We start from the raw sequence: 23,485 nt of genomic DNA, 5'->3' as shown, positions 1-23,485 counted from the left end.
GACACGCCGAGCCGGCCGCCGAGCCGGCCGTCGCGCCGGACGAACCCGCCGCGACGGCGCGGCCCGGCGACGGAGGGGAGCGAACGATGAGCACCCCGACGCGGTCCGCGCAAAACCTGAGCGTACCGATCACCGGTGGGGTCGGCGCGAGCCCGGACCGCCCGGACGGCATCCTCAAGGTGCGCGGCGAGTTCGCCTACTCGTCCGACCTGTGGACCGACGACATGCTGTGGGGCGCGACGCTGCGCAGCCCGCACCCGAGCGCGGCGATCCGCGGCGTCGACCTGACCGCCGCGGTGGCCATGCCCGGCGTGTACGCGGTGCTCACCCACGACGACATCCCCGGGCCCAGCAAGCACTTCGGGCTGGATCGGGTCGACCAGCCCGTGCTCGCCATCGACCGGGTGCGCTACCAGGGCGAGCCGATCGCCATCGTGGCCGCCGACCATCCGGAGACCGCGCGCCGGGCCGCCGCCGCGATCGTGGTCGACTACGAGGTGCTGGAGCCGGTCACCGATCCCCGTGCCGCCCGGGCCGACGACGCGCGCAGGGTGCACGAGGACGGCAACATCGTGCGGTACGCGAAGATCCGCCGCGGCGACCCGGACGCGGTCGCCGACGTGGTGGTGCGCGGCGACTACGAGGTCGGCATGCAGGACCAGGCGTTCCTCGGGCCGGAGTCGGGCCTGGCGGTGCCGGCCGCCGACGGCGGCGTCGACCTGTACGTCGCGACCCAGTGGCTGCACGGCGACCAGCGCCAGATCGCACCCTGCCTCGGCCTGCCCGCCGACAAGGTACGGCTGACGCTGGCCGGGGTGGGCGGCGCGTTCGGCGCCCGCGAGGACCTGTCCATGCAGATCCACGCCTGCCTGCTCGCGCTGCGTACCGGCCGGCCGGTGAAGTTCTGCTACTCGCGCGAGGAGTCGTTCTTCGGCCACGTGCACCGCCATCCCGCCACCCTGCGGTACGAGACCGGTGCGAACCGGGACGGGAAGCTGGTGTACGTCAAGGGCGACATCGTGCTCGACGGCGGCGCGTACGCGTCGACCACCACCGCGGTGACCGGCAACGCGGTGAGCCTCGGCGCCGGTCCGTACGAGGTGCCGAACGTGACGATGGACGTCTGGGGCATGTACACCAACAATCCGCCGTGCGGCGCGATGCGCGGGTTCGGTTCGGTGCAGGCGGCCTTCGCGTACGAGGCGCAGATGGACCGGCTCGCCGACGCGCTGGGTCTGGACCCGGTCGAGTTGCGGTTGCGCAACGCGCTGCACGAGGGCTCCAGCATGCCCACCGGCCAGGTGCTCGACAGCGCCGCCGCGGTCCGCGAGATCCTCACCGCGGTACGCGAGCTGCCGCTGCCGGCCGATCCCGAGTCGGTGCGCGATCCGCTCGCGCTGCCCGGCGGTGCCGGCAACACCACGCACGGCGAAGGCGTGCGGCGCGGCGTCGGGTACGCGGTCGGGTTCAAGAACGTCGGCTACTCGGAGGGCTACGACGACTACTCCACCGCCCGGGTGGCGCTGCGCGTCCTCGGCGGCGAGCCGGTCGCGGTGGTGACCACCGCCGCGGTCGAGGTCGGCCAGGGCCACGTCACGCTGCAGCAGCAGATCGCCCGGACCGAGCTGGGGGTGCAGAAGGTGGTGATCCCGCCGGCCGGCACCGGTGTCGGTAGCGCCGGCTCGTCGTCGGCGTCCCGCCAGACGTACCTGACCGGCGGCGCGGTGCAGGAGGCGTGTCGCCGGGTACGGCAGCGGGTGTTCGACCGGATCGGCGGGGACCGGACGCTGGATCTGGCCGGCGGCAAGGTGGTCACCGTGGCGGGCGAGACGGTGGCCGATCTGGTCGAGGTGCTCGGCGACGACACGGTCGCCGAGACCGTCGAGTGGCATCCCCGCCGTACCCGCCCGCTGGACCCGGAGACCGGTCAGCAGACCTTCGCCCACCTGCAGTTCGGCTTCTGCGCGCACCGCGCGGTCGTCGATGTGGACACCGAACTCGGCCTGGTCAAGGTGGTGCAGCTGGCCGCCGCGCAGGACGTGGGGAAGGCGATGAACCCGGAGGCGGTCCGCGGCCAGATCCACGGCGGGAGCGCGCAGGGCCTGGGCCTGGCGCTGATGGAGGAGATCCAGGTGTCCGGCGGGAAGATCCGCAACCCGTCGTTCACCGACTACCTGATTCCCACGATTCTCGACATGCCGCCGATGGCGGTGCAGGTGCTGGAGCTGGCCGACCCGAACGCGCCGTACGGGGTGCGCGGGGCAGCCGAGCCGCCGACGATCTCGGCCGGCCCGGCGGTGGTGGCGGCGATCCGCGCGGCGACCGGCAGACCGGTCGACCGGGTCCCGATCCGGCCGCAGGACCTGATCGGTTGAGCACCCGGCGTACCGGACCCACCGGGCACGTCGACCAACGGCAAGGGAGACGGGATGACACTGCTGTTCCTGACCGGCGACGGAATGCGCGGCGGCCGGTTGCACGACCGGATAGCCGGGGCATCGCTGGTCGCGATCACCAGCACCGCACCGGCGTACCGGATGTACGCCGTGGACGACCGCTTTCCGGCGCTGGAGCGGGTCGAGTCCGGTGGCGTGGCGGTGCGCGGCGAGCTGTACGACGTGCCGCTCGCGACCGTGGGTGGCGCCCTGCTGCCGGCCGAGCCGGACGAGCTGGAACTCGGCGTGGTGGAGCTCGCGGACGGTGCCTGGGCTCTCGCCACCGTCCTGCGGCGCGAGTACCGCGGCACCGCACCGCTGCTCGACATCGACCGGTTCGCCGACTGGCGCGAGTACCGCAAACGGAACCCGCGGCGGTGACCGTACCCGAGCACCCCGAGGACCGAGGAGGCGAGGCGCTGCGGGGGCACCCGGCCCCCGGCCGTCGCCGCCACGACCCGCCCCCGGCCCTCGGCCCCGCGCGCGACGACCGCCCGCCTGCGACCGGATCGACGCTGACGATCAGGTCGCGGCGGGTGGTGCTGCCGGACGGGGAGCGGCCGGCGAGCGTGCACGTCCGGGACGGCCGGATCGCCGCGATCACCGACTACACCGACGGCGGCGGTACCGACCTGGGCGAGCTCGCGCTGCTGCCCGGGCTGGTGGACAGCCACGTGCACGTGAACGAGCCGGGCCGCACCGAGTGGGAGGGGTTCGCCACCGCGACCCGGGCGGCGGCGGCCGGCGGGGTGACCACCCTGATCGACATGCCGCTCAACAGCATCCCGCCCACGGTCGACGTCGATGCGTTGCAGCGCAAGCGGTCCGCCGCGCAGCGCCGGTGCGCCGTCGACGTCGGCTTCTGGGGCGGCGCGGTACCCGACAACCTGGACCGGCTCACCGCACTGCACGAGGCCGGTGTGTTCGGGTTCAAGTGCTTCCTCGCCGACTCCGGTGTCCCGGAGTTTCCCCCGCTGTCGGGTGCGGAGCTGACCGCGGTGGCCCGCCGGCTGGCGGAGCTGGACGCGCTGCTGCTGGTGCACGCCGAGGACGCGCACGAGCTGGGCAGCCCGGCCGGCGGCAGCTACGCCGAGTTTCTCGCCACCCGGCCGGAGCGCGCCGAGGTCGCCGCGGTACGTACCCTGGTCCGGCTCGCCGCGGCCACCGGCGCCCGGGTGCACGTGCTGCACGTCTCGGCGGCGGCCGCGCTGGCGCCGCTGACCGGTACCACCCTGACCGCGGAGACCTGCCCGCACTACCTGACGCTTGCCGCCGAGGAGATCGCGGACGGCGACACGGCGGCGAAGTGCTGCCCGCCGGTGCGCTCGGCGGCGAACCGGGACGCGCTGTGGCGCGCGCTCGCGCAGGGCCGGATCGACTGCGTGGTCAGCGACCACTCGCCGTCCCCGCCGGAACTCAAGCGGGGCGGCTTCGACACCGCCTGGGGCGGCATCGCCTCGGTACAGCTGGGGCTGCCGCTGGTGTGGACCGAGGCCCGGCGCCGCGGGCACGCCCTGTCCGACGTGGTGCGGTGGATGGCGGCCGGCCCGGCCCGGCTGGTCGGCCTGCCGGACAAGGGATGCATCCGCGTCGGCGCGGACGCCGACCTGGTCGCGTTCGCGCCGGACGAGCGGTTCACCGTCGACCCCGCCGCGCTGGCGCACCGCCACCCGGTCAGCCCGTACGCGGGGCGGCGGCTGGCCGGGGTGGTGCACCGTACCTGGCTGCGTGGCGTACCCGTCGATCCCGCCGCACCGCACGGCCGCCTGCTCCGCCGCCCGGCCGGCGCCGCATCGCCTCGGCCCGCGCCGGCCGGCACCGACCCGCTCGGGTCCGCTGCTGGGCCGGCGAATCCACCGGCCACCGAGCCGGAGACACCGCCCGCCGGGCCGACGACAAGGAGCTGATGTCATGCTGGATCTCGCCTCGGCCGCGGTACGCGGCACCGTCGTCGCCGCCAACGACGAGTTCTTCGCCGGCAAGGAGAACCTGATCGAGCCGGCCGCACCGAGCCACGCGGCCCGGACCTTCGGCCCGCACGGCCAGGTCTACGACGGTTGGGAGACCAGGCGGCGGCGCACCCCGGGCGTCGACTGGGCGGTGGTACGGCTCGGCGTGCCGGGCGTGGTCCGCCGGGTCGTGGTCGACACCGCGCACTTCACCGGCAACTTCCCGGAACGCTGCGCGGTGGAGGCCACTGCGGCCGACGGTTACCCGGACGTCGACGAGCTCACCGGCTGGACCACGCTGGTACCGGTACAACCGTTGCGCGGCAACGAGAAGCACGAGTTCGAGGTGCCCGACGAGCACCGGTGGACGCACCTGCGGCTGCGGATCTTCCCGGACGGCGGGGTCGCCCGGCTGCGGGCGTTCGGCGAGCCGCTGCCCGACCCGCGCGAGCTGGCCGGCTGCCCGGTGGACCTGGTTGGCGCGGCGATCGGCGGGCACGTGACCGGCTGTAGCGACAGCTTCTTCGCCCCGGCCGACAACCTGCTGCTGCCGGACAGTGCCGCGGTGATGGGCGATGGGTTCGAGACCCGGCGCCGGCGGCAGGACGGCAACGACTGGGTGGAGCTGGCCCTCGGCGTGCCCGGCGTGCCCTACCTGGCCGAGGTCGACGCCCGGCACTTTCTCGGCAACGCGCCCGGCGCGGTGCGACTGACCGCGCTGAGCGGGGACGGTACGCCCGGTCGGGAGCTGCTGCCGGAGATCGGGCTGCAGCCCGGCACCTGCCACCGGTTCCGGGTGGCCGCCGGCGACCCGGTGACCGGGCTGCGGCTGGACCTGCTGCCGGACGGCGGCCTGGCCCGGTTCCGCCTGTACGGGCTGCCCGACGCCGCGGCGCTCGACGCGCTCGCGCTGCGGTACGCCAACGCGCTGCCCGACCCGCACGCCACCGCCGTGCTGGGGGCCGCCGCGGCGGCTCGCCCGTACGAGACGCTGCCGGGCCCGCTGCGCGCCGCGCTGCTGGGGGCCACCGCCCCGCGGTAGGGCTCAGCGCACCGTGCCACGCGGGCGTCTGCCGCCCCGGGGCGCCGCGGAGCAGCACGCTCCGTCCCGTCGACGGCACCGCTGCGCCGGCCGGCGGTGTCGCGGAGGACGCTTCGCGCCGCGTCCGGTCGGCGCCGGTCGGGCATTCGTTCCGGTGCATCAGGCATGTCCGTGGCGCGACGGGGTAGGAGAACCACGACCGTCGATGAGGAAGGTGGTGTTCGCCATGCCGCGCGCGTGGAGCGACAAACGGGAACGCCAGTACGAACACATCAAGTCCGGCGCAAAGCGGCGCGGCACCAGCGAGGGTCGGGCCGAGGAGATCGCCGCCCGCACGGTGAACAAGAACCGGGCGCAGTCCGGCGAGTCGAAGCGGGCCAGCCGGAGCTCCGTCCAGGACACCTCGCCGCAGAAGCGCGGCGGGCGCCGGTCGGGCAGTGGTCAGGGCCCCGGCGGGCCCACCCGCGACCAGCTGTACAACGAGGCGCGGCAGCGCAACATCAAGGGCCGCTCCACCATGAACAAGAAGGAGCTGGCGAAGGCGTTGGGCCGGGCCTGAGCGCACCGGCGAGGAAGGCGGGCCCGCCGCACGCGCCGCGGCGGCCCGGAAGGGGGGACCGCGATGGCACGGCCGATCTGGTCCGGCACGCTGTCTTTCGGGCTGGTGAACGTCTCCGTCTCGCTGTACTCGGCGACCCAGGATCGCAGCCCGCACTTCAACCAGTTCCAGCGCGGCACGAGCGACCGGATCCGGTACCGCCGGGTGAACGAGCGCACCGGTGACGAGGTCGACTACGACGACATCGTCCGCGGTGCCGAGGTCGACAAGAACGAGTACGTGCTGTTCGAGCCGGACGAGCTGGAGTCGGTGGCGCCGGGCCGGTCGCGCTCGCTGGAGATCTCCGAGTTCGTCGCCGAGGACGAGATCGACCCGGTGCTCTACCAGAAGTCGTACTATCTCGGCCCGCGGCGGGAGGACGACCAGAAGGTGTACGGGCTGCTGCTTGCCGCGCTGGCCGAACAGCGGCGCGTGGCGGTCGGTACGTTCGTGCTGCGCAGCAAGGAATACCTGGCGCTGGTGCGGCCGGCCGGGCCGGTCCTGACGCTGTCCACGCTGTACTTCGACGACGAGGTGCGCGACGCCGGGAAGACGGTCGGCGACCTGCCCGATCCCGACGACGTCGACGGCAAGCAGCTGCGGATGGCCGAGGACCTGATCGAGGCGATGGCCGATGACTGGGACCCGTCCCGGTACCACGACACGTACCGGGAGCGGGTGGACGAGCTCGTCGAGGCCAAGCGGTCCGGGTCCGAGGTGGTCGGCGAGTCCGAGCCGCCGGAGGACACCAAGGTGGTCGACCTGATGTCCGCACTGCGCGCGAGCGTCGAACGCTCCAGCGGCAAGGGCGCCGGCAGCAAGCGGTCCGGCAGCAAGCGCTCCGGCGGACAGCCTTCCGGCGGAAAGCGCTCCGGCGGCAGGGGTTCCGGCGGCACGAGGTCGGGCGGGCGCGGCTCCGGCCGCGGCGGATCGAGCCGTTCGCGCGGTGGCTCCGGTGCATCCCGGCGGGGCGGCGACGGCGCCCTGTCCGATCTCAACACCGGTGAGCTGCGCAAGCTGGCGCGCGAGCTGGACGTGCCCGGCCGCTCCACGATGCGCCGTGACGAGCTGATCGCCACGGTCGGCAAGGCGCGCCGGAGGGCGTCGTGACCGCGCGCGCCGCCCGGGTGGCGCGCGCCGGGCGCTGCGCCGACTGCGAGCGAGGCTGGCGGCACTGTCACGGCACGCTGGTCCGCCACCCGGACGGCAGCCAGGAGTGCCTGGCCGATGCCGCCTGTACCGGGGGAGCGGCCGAGCACCTGCTCGTGGTCGACTGCGTCGAGGTCGCCTGTCGCTGCGCCTGGGCGCCGGCCCCCTGACGGCAGGCGCAGCAGCCGCGCCGAGGTGTCAGCACCAGACCGGAGCTCGCCCGGCAACGCCGACCGGGCGACCCACCTCGCCGGCCCGGTACGCCGGCCCGAGGACGCTGGGGCGTGCCCGAAGTGGCTCAGAGGGTGTTCCCGCCGTTGACCGCGATGCGTTGCCCGGTCAGGTATCCGGCCCGGTCCGAGGCCAGGTACGCCACCGCCGCAGCGACGTCACCGGGGGTGCCGAACCGGCCCAGCGGTACACCCCGGGCGTACCGGTCCCGCTCGGCGTCGGCCACGTCGACGTGCCGTTCGGTGGGGATGAAGCCCGGCGCGACCAGGTTCACCGTGATGCCGGTGCCGCCGAGCTCGCGCGCCCAGGACCGGGTCAGGCCCAGCTGCGCGCCCTTGGCCGCCACGTACGCGCTGGAACCGGGCGTGCCGAGCTCGAACACCTCCGAACCGATCTGCACGATGCGGCCCCAGCGGCGCCGGCGCATGCCCGGTAGTACCTGCTGGGCCAGCAGCAGCGGGCTGACCGCGAAGAACCGCAGCTGCGCCAGCAGGTCGTCGACCGTCAACGACTCGACCCCGATCTCCGGCTGCGGCCCGGTCGCGTTGGCCACCAGCACGTCCACCTCGCCGAGCTCGGCGACGACCTCCCGGTGCAGCCGCGCCACCTCGGCCGCGTCGGTCACGTCGGCGCGGAACGCCGCCGCCCGGCCGCCGGCGGCCTCGATGCCGGCGACCACCACGTCGGCCGCGGCGGTGTCGTGCGCGTAGTTGACCGCCACCGCACGACCCTCCGCGGCGAGCGCGGTCGCGATCGCGGCGCCGAGGCCGCGGGACGCCCCGGTCACCAGCGCCACCCTGTTCTGCTCGGTCATCGCGGGCTCCGTTCGCTGGACAGCGCCGCGACGCCGCGGCGTACCGCGCCGATCATGTGGTCGATCTGCGCTTCGGTCAGGTGCGGGTAGATCGGCAGCTGCACCTGGTGCTCGAAGTAGGTGCGCTCGGCGACCGGGCACTCGCCGTAGGAGTGGCCGGCGGCGCGGAACTCCGGCAGCAGGTGGATCGGGAAGTACCGCAGGACGATCTCGATGCCCTCCACCTCCTGCAGGTGGCGCAGGAAGTCGTCCTTCGGCGCGCCGATCACCGCCGGATCGTAGAAGAGCGTGTACAGGTGGTAGATGTGGTGCGCGTACGGCTGCTCGACCTGCAGGCCGATCCCGGGCACGTCGCGCAGCCCGTCGTCGAGCCGGGCGGCGATCTCGCGTCGCCGGTCGTTCAGCTCGTCGAGCCGCCCCAGCTGCGCGATGCCCAGCGCCGCGGACAGCTCGCTCATTCGGTAGTTGTTGCCGACCAGGTAGCGCCCGTCCCGGTAGTCCACCGTGTACGAGGAGCGCACGTGCGCGTCCCGGTAGTACGCCGGCCGCGCGTACGGCCCGATGCGCTCCTCGCGGCGCGGCACGGTGTCGCCCCAGGTGTGGATGGTGCCCAGCGCCCGGGCCATCTCCGCGTACCGGTCGTTGTCGGTCACCAGCGCGCCGCCCTCGCCGGTGGTCATGTTCTTCAGCGAGTGGAAGCTGAAGCAACCCAGGTCGCCGATGGTGCCGAGCGCCCGCCCGCGGTAGGTGCCGCCCGGCACGTGCGCGCAGTCCTCCACCACGCTCAGCCCGTACCGGTCGGCGAGGGCCATGATCGGGTCCATGTCGGTGGCCTGGCCGCCGTGGTGCACCACCCAGATCGACCGGGTGCGCTCGGTGATCAGCGGCTCGATGGTGGCGGGGTCCAGGGTGAGGCTGTTCGGGTCGATGTCGGCGAACCGGATGTCGCAGCCGCGCGCCTGCAGCGGCCAGGTGGTGACCCAGAACGTCTGCGGGGTGGTGATCACCTCGTCGCCGGGGCCGAGCCCGAGCAGCTGCGCGGCGAGGAACAGCGCGGTGGTGCACGAACTGGTGGCCTGCACGTGCTTGGCGCCGATCCGGTCGGCGAACCGGCGCTCGAACTGCGCGCCGCGCGGACCCATGGCCAGCGTGTCGGACCGCAGCGCGTCGACGACCGCGGCGATCTCGGCCTCGCCGAGCTTGTTGGACACCCCGCTGTACGGAACGGTGAAGCTCATCGGGCACCCCCTTGGCGTGTGCGGGCAAGGCGATCGTATCTGAAGCGCTTCAGAAGCGTCCAGGGATTCCCGGCACGGGGCCGGCGCGTCTCGTAGGCTGGCCCGCGTGAGTGAGCCACCGCGCCGCCCCACGCTCGACGACGTGGCCGCCGCCGCCGGGGTGAGCCGGGCGACCGTGTCCAACGCGTACAACCGGCCCGACCAGCTGTCCGCCGCGCTACGCGGCGAGATCCTGCGGGTCGCCCGCCGGCTCGGCTACGCCGGACCGCACCCGGTCGCGCGCAGCCTCGCCGCCCGGCGCGCCGGCGCGCTCGCGTTCCTGCTGGACGCGAGCGTCTCCGCGGCGTTCTCCGACCCGGCACTGTCGATCACCCTGGACGCGCTCGCCACCGCGGTCGCGCCGGCCGGCGACGCGCTGCTGCTGGTACCGGGTGGCGACGCCGCGGCGGCCCAGCTGCGCGAGGCGCACGTCGACTGCGCGGTGGCGTACTCGCTGCCGGACCGGGCGCCGGTGCTGCGGGTGGTGCGCGAGCGCGGCCTACCGCTGGTCGTGCTGGACGGGCCGGCCCGCCGCGGTGCCGCGCTGGTGCGCACCGACGACCGGGCCGGCGCGGCCGCCGCGGCCCGGCACGTGGTCGAGCTGGGCCACCGCCACGTCGCCATCCTCGGTACCCCGCTGCGGGCCGGCGCCGCCGCCGGCCCGGTCCCCGCCGAGCAGGCGCTGACCAGCCGGTACCGGGTCGACCGGGAACGGCACGCCGGCTACCGCGAGGTGCTCGCCGAGGCGGGGATCGCGCCCGCGGTCTGGGCGGCGGCCGGCATCTCCCGACCGGCCGCCGCGCACACCGCCGCCGCGCTGCTGTCGGGCGCCGCGCCGCCCACCGCCGTACTGTGCCTGTCCGACGAGCTGGCCGCCGGCGTGCTGGACGCCGCGCGCCGCCTCGGCCTGCGCGTGCCCGGGCAGCTCACCGTCGTCGGCTTCGACGACACCCCGACCGCGTCGTCCGCCGATCCACCGCTCACCACCGTCCGGCAGGACCTCGTCGCCAAGGGCCGGCTGGCCAGCGAACTCGCCACCGACCTGCGCGCCGGCCGGCGCCCGCACCAACCCCCGCCGCTCCCGGTGGCGCTCGTGGTCCGCGCCTCGTCCGCCGCACCGGCACGCCGAGCCCGCTAGGGTCTGTTTCGGGGCCCCCGGCCGAGCGAGGCGAGTCGCGTTTGTCTGCTCGCAAGGCGGAGGGCAGTTCGTGTGCCGGGCTTGCACACGGGCTGTCCGACAACGCCGCAAGTGGGCAAACGGGGCCGCCGCAGCCGGCACGCGGGACTCCGAAACAGGCCCTAGGGTCGCCGTGGCACGGGCGTGGCACCCGGCGTGTGGGCGCGCGGTGTGGCGGGGCTACGGTCTCGACAGGGCTCGGCTCGGGACCAGGCAGGTGCCGCGCGGCCGGACGGGGCCGTGTCGCCGGGGCGACCGTGGGAGGCACGGTGGAGGTTCCGGAAGCGGCCGCGACGGCCGAGGGACAGACCGATCGCGATGCGCTGCTGGAACGGCTGACGGCCGCGCTGCGGGCCGACGAGCGGATCCGGGCGGCATGGCTGACCGGCAGCCTCGGCCGCGGGGCCGGTGACCGGTACAGCGACCTCGACGTGCTGGTCGCGGTGGCCGACGCCGACCGGCCGGGACTGCTCGACGACTGGTCCGGGCTGGCCGACTCGGTCGCGTCGATCGTGCACACCCAGCGGCTCGGTACCGCGGTGGTCAACCACATCACCGACGGCTGGCTGCGCTTCGACGCCTCCTTCGTCGACCCCGGCGACCTGTCCGAACGCTCCGCCGACGGGCTGCTGCCGCTGTTCGACCGGGACGATCTGGCCACCCGGCTCGGGGGTCCGGCCAGCTCGGCCGGGCCGTCCGCGGCGACGGTGGGCCGGCTGACCCGGGAGTTCCTGCGCATCCTCGGCCTGCTGCCGGTCGTGCTCGGGCGCGACGAGTACGTGGTGGGCGCCTCCGGTGCCGGGCTGGCCCGTACCCTGCTGATCCAGCTGATGGTCGAGGAGGTCGCCGCGCCGGACCCCGGCGGCGCGCTGCACCTGCGCGGGCTGCTGCCGCCGGACCGGTTGGCCCAGCTGGCCGCGCTGCCGCCGATCGCCGCCACCCGAGAGTCGGTACTGGCGGTGCACCTCGCCGTGGCCGACCTGTTCCTGCCGCTGGCCCGTACCCTGGCCGACCGCAGCGGTACGCCGTGGCCGGCCGAGATGCTCGCTGCGCTGCGCGAACACCTGGACCGCGAGCTTGGTGTGGCGCTGAGCGCCTAGCGGCGCCGGTTGCGGAGTCGCCCGGGCGACACGACCAGGTCTCGATCCGGTCACGCTGTCAACGCCGCTGCCCCTTCCGGCGTCGGAGAGGGTGTGAAGGCTGACGTTTCCGTGCCTGGCCGATTGCTGCCCGTGGTGGCCCTGCTGGCCGTTGCGGCGGTCGGGTTGGCCGCCGGACGGGCTCCACGCGCCGATGCGCACAACCCGGTCGGCATCGAGCCCGGCACGCTGCAGTTCCAGGTGCTGGCCGCCGGCTTCCTGGTGCTGGCCGGGTCGGCGCCGATCGCGGTGTCCCGGCTGGTCCGGCACCGCCGGCAGACCGCCCGGGCGGACGACCGACAGCGCCTGCCGATCCCGCCGGGGCTGCTGATCGCGATGGGGCTCGGCCTGCTGCTGATGGCGGGCGTGGCCGTCTACACCCTGCTGTCCGGCGGCGACGAGCACCCTCGCGTGCCCGGCGCCGCCGGGTCAGGAAAGCCCAAGCCCTACGATGCGGCGTCCGCACCGCCGCTCTGGGTGGTGCTGGTCGGTGCCCTGCTGGTGGTGACGATCGCCGTCACGGTCGCGGTGCTGCTGCGACCGCGCGCCGACCGCCGCCCGGTACGCGGCGTCGACACGTCGCCGGAGCCGGACGCGCTGCGCGCCGCGGCACGCGCCGGCCGGATCGCGTTGGCCGCCACCGACGATCCGCGCGGCGCGGTGTTGGCCTGCTACCGGGCGATGGAGCAGTCGCTCGCGGCCGGCGCCGGCGCACCGGCCGCCGCCGACACCCCGGCGGAGGTGCTGCGCCGCGCCGCCGACGCCGGACTGCTGCGCGCCGACGGCGGCGGCGCCGAACTCGTCGCGCTGTTCGGCGAGGCCCGCTACTCGGCACATCCGTTGCACCAGCGGGCCACCGTGGCCGCCGGCCGCGCCCTGGACGACGTGCTGGCCGAGCTGGACCGGCATCGCGCCGACCCGCCCGCGGGCCGAGCGCAACCCGACGGCACGGACCGTGCTGGCGGGCCGGTCGGTAACCCGGCCCCGACCGATGCGGAGACACCGCGGCAGTCGGGACCGGGTGATGGGGGTGCATCGCGGTGAGGGCGGCGGTGTCCGGTACCGGGGCGGCGGCCGTCGTGGCGGTCGGCATCGGGTACGCGCTCGGCGGCCGGCTCGGCGTGGTCTCGATGCTGTCCGTGGTGGTGATCTGTGTGGTGGTCGGGCTGCGCGAGCGGAACGCCGGCCGGGTCCTGGCCGGCCGCGGCGAGCGGGCGCCGGCCCGTACCGAGGCGGATGCGCCCGACCCGCTGGCCGGGTACGGCTCGCTGCGGTCGATCGAGGGGCAGCTGTCCTGGGCGGCGACACCGAACGCCCGGTACGACCCGAGCACCCGGCGGCTGCTACGGCGACACTTCGGTGCGGCGCTGGCCGACCGCGGCATCGACCTCGACGACGAGCCCGCCGCGTGCGCCGCGATCGGCGCCGACCTCTGGCCGTACGTGTGCCCCGCGCGGGCACCGCAGGCCACCGACCGGGCTCCCGGCCGTACCGTCCTGCTTCGCCTGATCGACCGATTGGAGTCCCTGTGAGCGTCGCCGACAGCCGGGCGGGTACCGCCGTACCGGCGCTGACCGGGCCGCGGATCGCCGAGCGGCTGGATGCCGTCCAGACCGAGCTGGGCCGCGCCGTGATCGGCAAGTCCGACGTGCTGCGGCTGATCCTGACCGGCGTACTGGCCGGCGGCCACCTGTTGCTGGAGGACCTGCCGGGGCTGGGCAAGACGCTGATCGCCCGGTCGCTCGCCACCGTGACCGGCCTGGACTTCACCCGGGTCCAGTTCACCCCGGACCTGTTGCCGGCCGACCTGCTCGGCGCCACCGTGTACGACCAACGCACCGGTGAGCTGACGTTCCGCCCCGGCCCGGTGTTCACCCAGGTACTGCTTGCCGACGAGATCAACCGCACCCCGCCGAAGACGCAGGCGGCGCTGCTGGAGGCGATGGCGGAGAACCAGGTGAGCGTGGACGGCACGGCCCGCCCGCTGCCGGACCCGTTCCTGGTGCTTGCCACCGACAACCCGATCGAGTACGAGGGCACCTACCCGCTGCCGGAGGCCCAGCTGGACCGGTTCCTGTTGCGGGTGCGGATCGGCTACCTGGCGCCGCCGCAGGAGGCCGACCTGCTCGTCGCCCGGCTGGCCCGCGACACCCCCGAGGTGCGGCTCGATCCGGTACTGGACGCGGCCACGCTGCGCGGCATGCGGGCCGCGGTGGAGCGCGTCGAGGTGGCCCGGGACCTGGTCGACTACATCGTCGCGCTGGTCGACGCCACCCGCATGCATCCCTCGGTCCAGGTCGGCGCGAGTCCCCGCGGCTGCCTCGCGCTGCTCGCCGCGTCCCGGGCGGCGGCGCTGCTCGCCGGCCGCGACTACGTGCTGCCCGACGACATCAAGGCGCTCGCGGTACCGGCCCTGGCGCACCGGATCGGGCTGCGCCCGGAGATGTGGGCGCGCCGGATCGGTGGCGAGGAGATCCTGGCCGAGATCGTCGACCGGGTCCCGGTACCGCGGCTGGACCGGGCCGGATGACCGACTCACCCGGACCGGCCACATCGCCGGAAGCGACGGTCGCCGCGCCGGTGAGCCTGCCGGTACGGTTCGGGCGCACGCTTGCCGCCGCCCGGCTCGGCGTGCTCGCGGTCGCGGCGGTGGTGGTCGCGCTGATCGTCGACCACGCGGCGGCGCTCGCGCTCGCGGCGCCGCCGTTGCTGCTGCTCGCGCTGCGTTCCCGGCGGGCTCGGCCGGACACGCTGACCGCGACGGTGTCGCTCGATCCACCACGCTGCATCGAGGGCGACACGGTGACCCTCTCGGTGCGGCTGACCCTGCCGGTACCGGTCGACCAGCTGTCGGTGACGCTCGGCGACGACCTTCCGGTGGACGGGCCGAACGACGGTGTCGCAGTCCAGACCGCGTCGACCGTGCTGAGGTTCGCGCTGGTCCCACGGCGCTGGGCCCGGTTGGACCTCGGTACCGCGCTGGTGACGCTGCTCGCGCCGGGCGGCCTGGACCGGGCCCGGCTGCGGGTACCGCTGGGCGAGCTGACGATCTACCCGCAGACGGCGCCGCCGGCGTCGCCGCCGCGCCCGGCCCGGCTGCCGCAGCTGGTCGGCGAGCACGTGGTCGCCAGCACCGGTACCGGTGTCGAGTTCGCCGGGATCCGCCCGTACCAGGCGGGGGACCCGGTGCGGCTGGTGCACTGGGCGTCGAGCGCCCGGTACGGGCGACCGCACGTGGTGCTGCGTCATGCCGAGCGGCTGGCCGACGTGGTGCTGATGATCGACGGGTACTCCGACGTCGGGCCGCCGGGCGGCAGCAGCCTGGACGTGTCGGTGCGGACCGCGGCGAGCCTGGCCGAGTCGTGGCTCGCGATCGGTGACCGGGTCGGCGTGGTGACGCTGTCCGGCCTGCTGCGGTGGCTGCCGGTCGGCCTGGGCCGGCGCACCCTGTACCCGATCGTCGACTCGGTGCTGTCGGTACGCCGGGACCGCGAGGTGCCGATCGCCGGCCCGCCGCGCATCCCGTTGCCGGCGCTGCCGCCTGGCGCCCTGGTGGTACTGCTGACGCCGTTGCTGTCCGACCGCATCCTCGAGGTCGTTCAGCGGCTCGGGGAGCGGGGGATGGCCATGCTGGTCCTGGACACGCTGCCGGCGGAGCCGGCCATCGGTGCAGGGCCGGCGGGGTCGGCGATGGGTGCAGGGCCGGCGGGGTCGGCGATGGGTGCAGGGCCGGCGGGGTCGGCGATGGGTGCAGGGCCGGCGGGGTCGGCGATGGGTGCAGGGCCGGCGGGGTCGGCGATGGGTGCAGGGCCGGCGGGGCCGGTGATGGGTGCAGGGCCGGCGGGGCCGGCGATGGGTGCGGGGTCGGGGGCCGGGGCGCTGGGGGCCGGCCGGGCGGCCGGCGAGTCCTTTCCGGGCGGGGCGGCACTGCGATTGTGGCGCTCGGAGCGGGCGATCGTGGCGCGCGAGATCGCCGAGCTGGGCGGGATGACGTTGCCGGCGGCCGAGCCGGCGAGCCTGTCCGCGGCGCTGGAACTGGCCCGCCGGATGCCGCCGCGGGGGCGGTCGCGGTGAGGGCGGTGCGGGTCGCGCAACTGCTCACCGGTGCGGTGCTGCTGGTGGTACCGGCCCTGTTCGGGCCGGCCAGCGGCCGGCTGCTGCTGATCACGGGCGCCCTCACCCTGGTACTGGGTGCGCTGTGGCACCGTGCCGTCGCGGTGACGCTGACCGCGGTCCAGGGCGTACTGCTGGGCGGGCTCGCGGTGGCCGGCGCGTCCTCGCCGCTGGCCGGCGCGCTGCTGGGCTGCTGCAGCGGGTTCGCGCTGACCGGGTACCTGCTGTCGGCCGAGGCGGCCGACGACCACTGGCCGGGCCTGCGGCCCTGGCTGCACCGCCGCGGCCGCCCGGTGGCCGCCGTGCTTGCCACGGTGCTGGTCCTGGTGGCGCTGGAAGCCCTGCCGGTACCGGGTTCGGTGTTGCTGTTCGCCGTGGGCGCCGCCGCCCTCGCGGTCGCCGGCTGGTTCGCCCTGGCGCCGTGAATGCGCCGCAGGGTGTGGCCGGTACCGGGTGTGCCGGCGGCGAGGCCGCGTGGCGTGGCCGGTGCGAGGGGTGCCGGCCACGTCGCGTCGGCGAGCGGCCGGCCGGTGGCGTCGGCGGGCTGACGCCGCGCCCAAGGTCAGTGCGCGGGGATGCGGGCGACCATGGCGCGGATCTCGGTCTCGGACGGGTCGTCGGGTACCTCGTCGCCGGGGTCGGGTCGCCACTCGGGCGCCCAGACGATGCCGGGCTCGACCACGTCGAGCCCGGCCAGCAGTTCGTTCAGTTGATCGCCGTTGCGCGGGACCGGCGCCGTCCTGGTGCGCTGCTGGTACTCCTGCACGCCGATCCGGGACCGCTCGCGCTTCTCCGCCGTGTACGCCTCGTCGGTGTAGTGCGACAGGGCGAGCAGACCGCCGCCGCGGGCGACGTCGCAGTAGCGGTGCAGGATGCCGGCCGGGTCGGCGGAGTCCGGGATGAAGTGGAAGACCGCGACGAGCAGGATGCCGACCGGACGGGACAGGTCGACCAGGCCGGTGGCGTCGGCGGCCCGCAGTACGGCGTCGGTGTCACGCAGGTCGGCGTCCAGGATGGTGGCGTTGTCGTTGCCGGCGAGCAGTTGCCGGGCGTGCGTGACCGCGACCGGGTCGCTGTCCACGTACACCACCCGGGCCGCCGGGTTGGTCGCCTGCGCGATCTCGTGCACGTTGCCGGCGGTCGGGATGCCGGAGCCGAGGTCGAGGAACTGGTCGATGCCCTCCGCGATCATGTACCGCACGCTGCGGCGCAGGAACGACCGGTTCGCCCAGGCGATCTTCGGGCCGACCCTGCCCGCGGCCATCACCCGATCGGCGGTCTCCCGGTCGACGGCGAAGTTGTGCGCCCCGCCGAGCAGGTAGTCGTAGATCCGGGCCGGGTTGGGTACTGACATGTCCACCGCGCCGGGTGGCGGTGTCGGCGTGTCGTGCCGGTCGGCTGCCATCTCGTCCTCCAGGTCGGCCCTGCTGGGCAGCAACGTACGCCACTTCCCTGTGTGCCCGCGTCGCAACGGGCGCCCATCGAGCGACCGGCGTTCGACCGGGTGCGTTGCGCGCGGACCGACGTAGGCTGCGATCGTGCGCATCCGACCCACCCTGACCTGGACACCGACCGGGAACGCCGTGCCGGCGACGACCAGCCTGACCGAGCTGACCGAGGTGGTCGAGGCCGGGAACGTGCTGGTGCTGACCGGCGCCGGGCTGTCCACCGAGTCCGGAATCCCGGACTATCGCGGCGAATCGGGCACGTTACGGCGACACACCCCGATGACGTACGAGCAGTTCGTCGGCAGCGTGGACGGCCGCCGGCGGTACTGGGCCCGTAGCCATCTCGGCTGGCGCACCATCACCGGCGCCGCGCCGAACGCCGGGCACCGCGCGCTGGCGGCGCTGCAGGCCACCGGCCGGCTGACCGGGATCATCACCCAGAACGTCGACGGCCTGCACCAGGCCGCCGGCGCCGGCGAGGTCACCGAACTGCACGGCAGCCTGTCCCGGGTGATCTGCCTGGACTGCCGCGCCACCAGCGACCGGGTCGAGCTGGAGCGCCGGCTGCGCGCCGCGAACCCGGACTTCGCCGCGGCGGCCGGGCGGGTCAACCCGGACGGCGACGTCGAGCTGGCCGAGCACCAGGTGCGCCGGTTCCGGCTGGTCGACTGTGCGGTCTGCGGATCCGGGGTACTCAAGCCGGATGTGGTGTTCTTCGGCGAGGGCGTGCCGCGCGACCGGGTCGACCACTGCTACCGCCTGGTGGACACCGCCGAGGCCCTGCTGGTACTGGGGTCGTCTCTCGCGGTGATGTCCGGCCTGCGGTTCGTCCGGCACGCCGGCAAGCGCGGCATCCCCATCGTCATCGTGAACCGCGGCGAGACCCGCGGTGACCCGCTCGCCGCGGTCCGCGTCGACCGGCCGCTGGGCGACGCGCTCACCGAACTCACCACCCGCCTCGGCTGCGGCTGAGTCACCGCCACGGGGTCGAGCCCCTCCGGTGCGCTGCGGGTAACCGATCGGATGATCGTCGTCGCTGCCCGGTGCTCCGACTCGCCGCCCTTCGTTATCGGACATAGGCTACTTAATAGCTATTTGTCGTTGAGTACGGTTGGCTCCGTGTCGACAGTGTGGGGGAGCGGGACGATGGACACCGGCGGCGGAGGGTCGTCATGACCCTGTACGGGATCGACTGTTCGAACCACCAGGGCAACCTCACCGGGTTCGGCGGAGTGGCGGCCTCGTTCCTGTGCCACAAGCTGACCGAGGGCACCACCTACACCGATCCGTACGCGTCGCACAACCTGGCGTTCGCCCGCAGCCGGCACCTGCCGGTGCTCGGCGGCTACCACTACGTGCGCTCCGGCAACGGATCCGGGCAGGCCGACCACTTCATCGCGCGCGCCCGGACGCTGTTCGGGCACGAGCTGCGCGGATTCCTGTGGCAGCTCGACTGCGAGGCCGACGCCGGATGGGCCGACGTGAAGGCGTTCAAACACCGCTGGGACTCGCGTACCGGCGGTGCGCCGATCCTGTTCTACACCGGTGACTGGTGGCTGCGGCCGCGCGGCTGGAACGTGGCCAGCCTCGGCTTCGGCGGGCTGTGGGCGGCGCCGAACCGCGGCTACGTCGGCAAGGCCGAGAACGTGCGGCACAGCGACTGGGTCGCCGGCTACGGCGGCTACGACAAGCTCACCATCCTGCAGTACGACGCGCGGCCGTCGATCGGTGACACCAACGAGTACGCCGGCTCGCTGGCCGCACTGCGGCAGCTGGTCGACGAGGAGGAGCAGATGATCGAGACCAGCCTCGGCGCGAGCGACACCACGCTGTCGTTCGGCGACTTCACCCTCATCCGGTGGAGCAAGGAGTACGCCGATCCCGGGCACGCCCACGCGGACGGCACCTACCCCGGCTACGTCGCACCGGTCTCGTCCTATGTGGATGGTGTGCTCCTGCTGCGGATCACCGGAACCAGGCCCGGCGACCATTACCAGACCCGGCTGGTGGTCCACGACTGGGACACCACGCACAACAAGTCCAAGCGCATCGTCGGCATCGACGTGCTCGACGACGGCGTCTGCACCACCGGCGACCAGTACGTCAACGTGCCCGTCCGCCGCTACGCGCACCACGGCCAGCACCTCTACTTCGACGTCGCGATCTTCCCGGACGGCGGCGGCACCGACCGGGCCGCCCCGGTACTCGCCGGCGCCAGCCTCCGCGTCGCCCAACGCGCCACCTGACCGCCCTCACTGCGCGAACATCGCGCCCCGGACCGGACCAGGGCCATCCAGAAGTCACTCGGCATCCTTCACGAGCAGCCCGGACAGTTGGCAGTAGAACGTCCGAACGGTGGCGTCACCGTCGACATCCTCGATTCGGCAGACCCTGAGGTACGCGTGGTCGTCGACCAGCCCATCGGTGCTGGAGACGAGCAGTCCCCAGAAACTCCCTTGGCCGTGGACTCCGGCGGCGGGGGAGATGAAGACCTGCGAGCCTGCCGGCGGGACCTTGACCGTGCGGTGGACGATTCCCTGACCCATGCTGGACCTACTTTCGGCTGGTGCCGCGAGCGAGCCGCTCTTGCTTGCTCGCGGGAGTGTCTGCTGGCCGTGGACTCTACGCTCCGCTCCCATCCGAGTCCAGAAACTCCTAGGAGCTACCTGCCGCTGACCAACGAGCCTCGGCCCTTCTGGACACCGACCATGGCCTCATGGAGATCTCCGGTGACGTCCCTCGCTACAAGTACGAGCAGGCGGCCGACGTGATCGAGGCCAGGATCGAGTCGGGCGAGTGGCCGGTCAGGTTGCCCGGCGAGATCGAGCTGTCCCGGGATCTGGGCGTCGGCCGGAACACGCTGCGGCACGCCCTGCGCCTGCTGGCCGATCGTGGCGTGGTCAAGATCCTCCCCGGCGTGGCCGTCTACGTGGTCAAGTCGGCCGACCGAGACTCCGATTCCTGACCGTGGTGTGCTGATGAGGGCCGGCGAGTGAGCAGAGCCGTTGGTGATGCGTTTTCGCTCGTCGTGCTGGGGTTGTTCCTCGTCGGTGCGGTCCTGGTGGCGAAGTAGGGACAGGCGTAGCCGGCGTCGGTCGCGGACCGCTGCGACGCAGGCGAGAGACCGAGGCGGCCCCCTGGTGGCGCCGGCGTTGATCCGGTGGACCGTGGGCGGATGCGGGGTCACTCGTGGGGGTTGATCCGGGCAAGATGGGGCAATGCAACTGGTTGAGCAGGCGCCGGCGGCGGCTCGGCGGGTCAGGACTCCGTTGCTCGTGGCGGCCGGGGTACTGGTGGTGGTCGTGGCGCTGGTGCTGGTGCCGTGGCTGGCGGCCGATCCAGGGCGGCAGCCGGCGCCGCGGCGACCGTCCTTTCCCCGTACGGTCGGGGGCTGGTCGTCGACCGCCTCGTCGGTGCGGCGGGCGCCGCTGGGGGCGGCGATCGCGCTCGTCGGGTACGGCGACTCCGGGCAGCTCGTGATCGGTGCGGACGGCACCGACTACCGCAGCGTGCTCGGCGGGCACGTGTTCACCGGGCACACCGACGGGGAAGGCCTGCTCAGCCCGGACGGGCGCAGCGTCGCGGTGGGCGGCATCGACGACGTGCTGCGGCTGGTCCGGCTCGGCGACGGATCGGTTCGCTCGTACCGGATCCACGGTGCCAGGCGGGTGCGCGCGCTGGCGTTCGCTCCGGACGGCACGCGGATCGTCTGCGCGGTGACCGCGGCCGGTTCCGGCCCGGACAGCGTGGTCCTGCTCGACCCGAAGGCCGGCACCAGCGTGCCGCTGGCGACCGGCACCGCCCGCGGCGCAGCGTTCTCCCCGGACGGCGGCAGCATCGCGGTGCAGGTCGGCGGTGACATCCAGGTCGCGCACAGCAGCGGCGTGCTCGCCGGTCGGCTGCCCGACATCGGCGGCACGCTCGCGGGGCCGCACGCCTGGTCGCCGGACGGCCGCTGGCTCGCCCTGGCCGGCGCGGACGGCCGGTCGGTGCACTTCGCGTCCACCGACCCGGGCAGCGGGGACACACCCCCGGCGCCGCCCGGCGACCAGCACGCCCGGTTCGTCGGCTGGGCCGACGCGCAGACCCTGCTGGTCACCGACGGCGGGGCGCTGCTGCGGCAACCGCTGGCGCACACCGGTACCGTCCGGCGAATCGGTACCGTGCCGGCCGGCGCCACGCTCGACGACGTCGCCGTTGCGCTGATCGACTCGCGGCACCTGGCCGTGACCGGTGCCGCCGCCGACTACGGGCCGCCGCCCGCTTGGTGGCTGCGTACCGTCGTCGGCGGGGTGGCGCTGCTCGTCGCGATCCTGTGCGCGGTCGGGGCGCTCTGGTACCGCCGGCGCCGCGGTGCGGGCGGTACGTCGCTCCGGGCGATGCCGGCATAGCCTCCGCGCCGCGGCGATCGCGGCACGACGACCGGTGCGGCGATCGCGGCACGACGACCGGTGCGGCGATCGTGGCGCTGGCGGTGTCGCCGGCGTGCGGGTGGTCAGTCGATGCGGGCGACGCCGGCGTAGCCGGCGAGGCCGAACGCCTCGGTGGCCTCGTCCGGCCGCCACCGGTCGACCTCGACCACGCCCGGCTCGACCAGCGTCGTACCGGCGAACAGCGCCGCGATCTCGTCCCGGCCACGCAGGCTGACCCGCTCACCCGCGTCGGAGTAGACCTTGCGGGCCCGGCCGATCTCCGCCTCGCCGTCGGCGCTGCGCCGGGTGCCGGTGGCGTGCCCGATCGCCAGGTAGCTGCCGGGCGCCACCGCCTGCCGGTACGCGGCGACCAGCCCGGCCGGGTCGTCGGCGTCCGGGACGAAGTGCAGCACGCCGTTGAACAGCAGCCCGATCGGCCGGTCGAAGTCGAGCGTGTGGCGGGTCTGCGGATCGGCCAGGACCCCGGCGACGTCGCGGACGTCGCGGTCGACGATCACCGTGGCCGGCTCGTCGGCGAGCAGGGTGCGGGAGTGCGCGACGGCGATCGGGTCGACGTCGACGTACACGACGCGTGCCGGCACGTTCGCCAGCCGGGCGATCTCGTGTACGTTGCCGACGGTCGGGATGCCGGAGCCCAGGTCGAGGAACTGGTCGATCCCGGTGTCGAGCAGGAAGTGCACCGCACGGCGCAGGAAGGCCCGGCCGGCCCGCATCGTCTCCGGCAGGGCCGGGAACGCGGCCCGGGCTGCCTCGGCCGCCTGCCGGTCCACCGCGAAGTTGTGCGCACCGCCGAGGAAGTAGTCGTACATCCGGGCGGCATTGGGCCGCTCCTCGTCGCTGTCCGCCATGGCGCAAGCATGCCCGAGCCGGACATCCGCCGCCAGGTAGCGGCCGTTCGCGGGCGGCCGGGTGGGGTCGCGGGCCGTTCGCGCCACGGCCCGCGGCCCCACCTACCCCGCCCCCGAGGTGCGCGCCGGACACACCCCAGCCGCGCCCGGCGCGCGGTGGATACACGCGCCACCCGACCGGACGGCTGCGCCCGGATCCTGGCGGATCCGGTACGGTGACGACGCGGCGCGGTGGTGACCACCAAACGTGATCTTCGGGCGGGTTTCGCCCGGATCGCCGGCAAGTCGCTGGTCACCCAGCGCATCTGGTACTAAGCTGCCGACTCCAACGCCCCGGCGCGGGTGGGCCCGAACGACTCGGTGCCGAGCCTGTCGACGCGCCCCCGCCGCCGCGCGATTCATACCGACGCCCATCGAAGCGACCCCGCCGATGCGATCGCCGGCCGTACCGGAGCGACCGGTGCGCACCGCCGACCCGGACCGCGCACGGCCCGATCCGCCCCGATGAGCGCCAGCCGCCCCGCGCCATCCCCACGCGTCGGCGGTCACCTCGGGAGGGTCTGCAGATGCGGCTCGCGATCGTGCTTCTGGTGACGCTGCTGTGCATCGACATCGCGGCGACGGTCGTCCTGTACAGCGCCTGGCGCACGGAGCGGCGGCTGCGCCGCTACGCCGACGCCACCGCCCGGCGGTACGCCCGCGCCGCTCCGACCACGCCCCGGCGCGGCGGCGACGAGGTCAGCATGCGCACCCTGTACCGCTGAACCCTCGCCCGCGCGCGATCCGGCGGATCGCCGACGCCGGGTGGGGCTCCGGGCCGGCGACCGCCGGA

At 74.4% G+C, this 23,485-nt stretch carries 24 protein-coding genes; 19 read left to right on the top strand and 5 right to left on the bottom strand.

All coding sequences use genetic code 11. The features are described from left to right. The first annotated feature begins 86 nt into the window (after positions 1–86). From pucD to Asera_RS27940, 7 genes are all read left to right on the top strand, one after another. Positions 87–2,375 (top strand): xanthine dehydrogenase subunit D, encoded by a 2,289-nt coding sequence (pucD, locus tag Asera_RS27970; RefSeq protein WP_030444196.1) that lies wholly within the window; start codon positions 87–89, stop codon positions 2,373–2,375. Between the two features lie 54 nt (positions 2,376–2,429). Next, the gene (locus tag Asera_RS27965) at positions 2,430–2,816 is read left to right on the top strand and encodes an allophanate hydrolase-related protein (RefSeq protein ID WP_030444197.1); all 387 of its coding nucleotides are present in this window, start codon (positions 2,430–2,432) and stop codon (positions 2,814–2,816) included. Continuing rightward, positions 2,813–4,342, top strand: coding sequence for an allantoinase AllB (gene allB / locus Asera_RS27960; RefSeq protein WP_244844057.1), 1,530 nt, complete (start codon positions 2,813–2,815; stop codon positions 4,340–4,342). Before Asera_RS27965 ends, allB begins: the two co-directional genes overlap by 4 nt. Before the next feature lie 4 nt (positions 4,343–4,346). Continuing rightward, the gene (gene alc / locus Asera_RS27955; RefSeq protein WP_035295081.1) at positions 4,347–5,426 is read left to right on the top strand and encodes an allantoicase; all 1,080 of its coding nucleotides are present in this window, start codon (positions 4,347–4,349) and stop codon (positions 5,424–5,426) included. A gap of 205 nt (positions 5,427–5,631) precedes the next feature. Next, complete coding sequence (locus Asera_RS27950; protein ID WP_244844055.1) at positions 5,632–5,985, top strand: plasmid stabilization protein; 354 nt, start codon at positions 5,632–5,634, stop codon at positions 5,983–5,985. Positions 5,986–6,048: 63 nt separating this feature from the next. After that, positions 6,049–7,134 (top strand): non-homologous end joining protein Ku, encoded by a 1,086-nt coding sequence (gene ku, locus Asera_RS27945; RefSeq protein ID WP_030444201.1) that lies wholly within the window; start codon positions 6,049–6,051, stop codon positions 7,132–7,134. Further along, positions 7,131–7,343: a hypothetical protein gene (locus Asera_RS27940; protein WP_051801482.1), complete on the top strand. Its 213-nt coding sequence runs from the start codon at positions 7,131–7,133 to the stop codon at positions 7,341–7,343. The genes ku and Asera_RS27940 overlap by 4 nt, the downstream gene beginning before the upstream one ends. Positions 7,344–7,471: 128 nt before the next feature. Here Asera_RS27940 and Asera_RS27935 read toward each other — a convergent pair whose 3' ends face one another. Together Asera_RS27935 and Asera_RS27930 are read right to left on the bottom strand one after the other, a co-directional pair. Further along, positions 7,472–8,218 carry an SDR family NAD(P)-dependent oxidoreductase gene (locus tag Asera_RS27935; RefSeq protein WP_030444203.1) on the bottom strand — a complete coding sequence of 249 codons (747 nt, stop codon included), beginning with the start codon at positions 8,216–8,218 and terminating at the stop codon, positions 7,472–7,474. After that, positions 8,215–9,456: a DegT/DnrJ/EryC1/StrS family aminotransferase gene (locus Asera_RS27930; RefSeq protein WP_035295084.1), complete on the bottom strand. Its 1,242-nt coding sequence runs from the start codon at positions 9,454–9,456 to the stop codon at positions 8,215–8,217. Before Asera_RS27930 ends, Asera_RS27935 begins: the two co-directional genes overlap by 4 nt. A 106-nt stretch (positions 9,457–9,562) precedes the next feature. Between Asera_RS27930 and Asera_RS27925 the strand changes: the two genes are divergently transcribed. The 7 genes from Asera_RS27925 (at position 9,563) to Asera_RS27900 (ending at position 16,349) form a co-directional block, all read left to right on the top strand. Then, entirely contained in the window at positions 9,563–10,633 is a 1,071-nt protein-coding gene (locus Asera_RS27925; RefSeq protein WP_030444205.1) for a LacI family DNA-binding transcriptional regulator, read from the top strand. Positions 10,634–10,941: 308 nt separating this feature from the next. Beyond that, positions 10,942–11,772 (top strand): nucleotidyltransferase domain-containing protein, encoded by an 831-nt coding sequence (locus Asera_RS27920; protein ID WP_051801484.1) that lies wholly within the window; start codon positions 10,942–10,944, stop codon positions 11,770–11,772. A 111-nt stretch (positions 11,773–11,883) separates the two neighbouring features. Further along, on the top strand, positions 11,884–12,855 hold the full coding sequence (locus Asera_RS27915; RefSeq protein WP_157034592.1) for a DUF4129 domain-containing protein: 972 nt from the start codon (positions 11,884–11,886) through the stop codon (positions 12,853–12,855). Beyond that, positions 12,852–13,343, top strand: coding sequence for a hypothetical protein (locus Asera_RS33375; RefSeq protein ID WP_244844054.1), 492 nt, complete (start codon positions 12,852–12,854; stop codon positions 13,341–13,343). The genes Asera_RS27915 and Asera_RS33375 overlap by 4 nt, the downstream gene beginning before the upstream one ends. A 38-nt stretch (positions 13,344–13,381) precedes the next feature. Continuing rightward, the gene (locus Asera_RS33370) at positions 13,382–14,341 is read left to right on the top strand and encodes an AAA family ATPase (protein ID WP_030444209.1); all 960 of its coding nucleotides are present in this window, start codon (positions 13,382–13,384) and stop codon (positions 14,339–14,341) included. Further along, on the top strand, positions 14,338–15,885 hold the full coding sequence (locus tag Asera_RS27905; protein ID WP_212804739.1) for a DUF58 domain-containing protein: 1,548 nt from the start codon (positions 14,338–14,340) through the stop codon (positions 15,883–15,885). Before Asera_RS33370 ends, Asera_RS27905 begins: the two co-directional genes overlap by 4 nt. A 5-nt stretch (positions 15,886–15,890) precedes the next feature. After that, positions 15,891–16,349, top strand: coding sequence for a hypothetical protein (locus Asera_RS27900; RefSeq protein WP_030444212.1), 459 nt, complete (start codon positions 15,891–15,893; stop codon positions 16,347–16,349). 137 nt (positions 16,350–16,486) lie between these two features. On the opposite strand, the gene Asera_RS27895 is transcribed toward Asera_RS27900, so the two are convergent. Then, on the bottom strand, positions 16,487–17,470 hold the full coding sequence (locus tag Asera_RS27895; RefSeq protein WP_211255442.1) for an SAM-dependent methyltransferase: 984 nt from the start codon (positions 17,468–17,470) through the stop codon (positions 16,487–16,489). Between the two features lie 37 nt (positions 17,471–17,507). Between Asera_RS27895 and Asera_RS27890 the strand changes: the two genes are divergently transcribed. Both Asera_RS27890 and Asera_RS27885 read left to right on the top strand, forming a co-directional pair. Next, entirely contained in the window at positions 17,508–18,344 is an 837-nt protein-coding gene (locus Asera_RS27890) for an NAD-dependent protein deacetylase (RefSeq protein ID WP_212804828.1), read from the top strand. 200 nt (positions 18,345–18,544) lie between these two features. After that, positions 18,545–19,618 carry a GH25 family lysozyme gene (locus Asera_RS27885; RefSeq protein WP_030444215.1) on the top strand — a complete coding sequence of 358 codons (1,074 nt, stop codon included), beginning with the start codon at positions 18,545–18,547 and terminating at the stop codon, positions 19,616–19,618. Positions 19,619–19,672: 54 nt separating this feature from the next. Here the strand turns inward: Asera_RS27885 and Asera_RS27880 are convergent, their stop codons facing one another. Beyond that, entirely contained in the window at positions 19,673–19,918 is a 246-nt protein-coding gene (locus tag Asera_RS27880) for a hypothetical protein (RefSeq protein WP_030444216.1), read from the bottom strand. A 170-nt stretch (positions 19,919–20,088) separates the two neighbouring features. Between Asera_RS27880 and Asera_RS27875 the strand changes: the two genes are divergently transcribed. Beyond that, a complete protein-coding gene (locus Asera_RS27875) occupies positions 20,089–20,337 on the top strand; it encodes a winged helix-turn-helix domain-containing protein (RefSeq protein WP_030444217.1) in 249 nt (82 codons plus the stop codon). Positions 20,338–20,590: 253 nt separating this feature from the next. After that, positions 20,591–21,763 carry a WD40 repeat domain-containing protein gene (locus Asera_RS27870; RefSeq protein ID WP_157034593.1) on the top strand — a complete coding sequence of 391 codons (1,173 nt, stop codon included), beginning with the start codon at positions 20,591–20,593 and terminating at the stop codon, positions 21,761–21,763. A 104-nt stretch (positions 21,764–21,867) separates the two neighbouring features. Here the strand turns inward: Asera_RS27870 and Asera_RS27865 are convergent, their stop codons facing one another. Beyond that, on the bottom strand, positions 21,868–22,653 hold the full coding sequence (locus Asera_RS27865) for an SAM-dependent methyltransferase (RefSeq protein WP_030444219.1): 786 nt from the start codon (positions 22,651–22,653) through the stop codon (positions 21,868–21,870). Positions 22,654–23,219: 566 nt separating this feature from the next. On the opposite strand from Asera_RS27865, the gene Asera_RS27860 reads away from it, so the two are divergent. Then, a complete protein-coding gene (locus Asera_RS27860) occupies positions 23,220–23,417 on the top strand; it encodes a hypothetical protein (RefSeq protein ID WP_030444220.1) in 198 nt (65 codons plus the stop codon). Positions 23,418–23,485: the final 68 nt, after the last annotated feature.

Source organism: Actinocatenispora sera, from assembly GCF_018324685.1.
Classification (GTDB): Bacteria; Actinomycetota; Actinomycetes; order Mycobacteriales; family Micromonosporaceae; genus Actinocatenispora; species Actinocatenispora sera.
The sequence above is the reverse complement of the archived record's forward strand: the minus strand, read 5'-3'. Positions and strand labels throughout refer to the sequence as shown.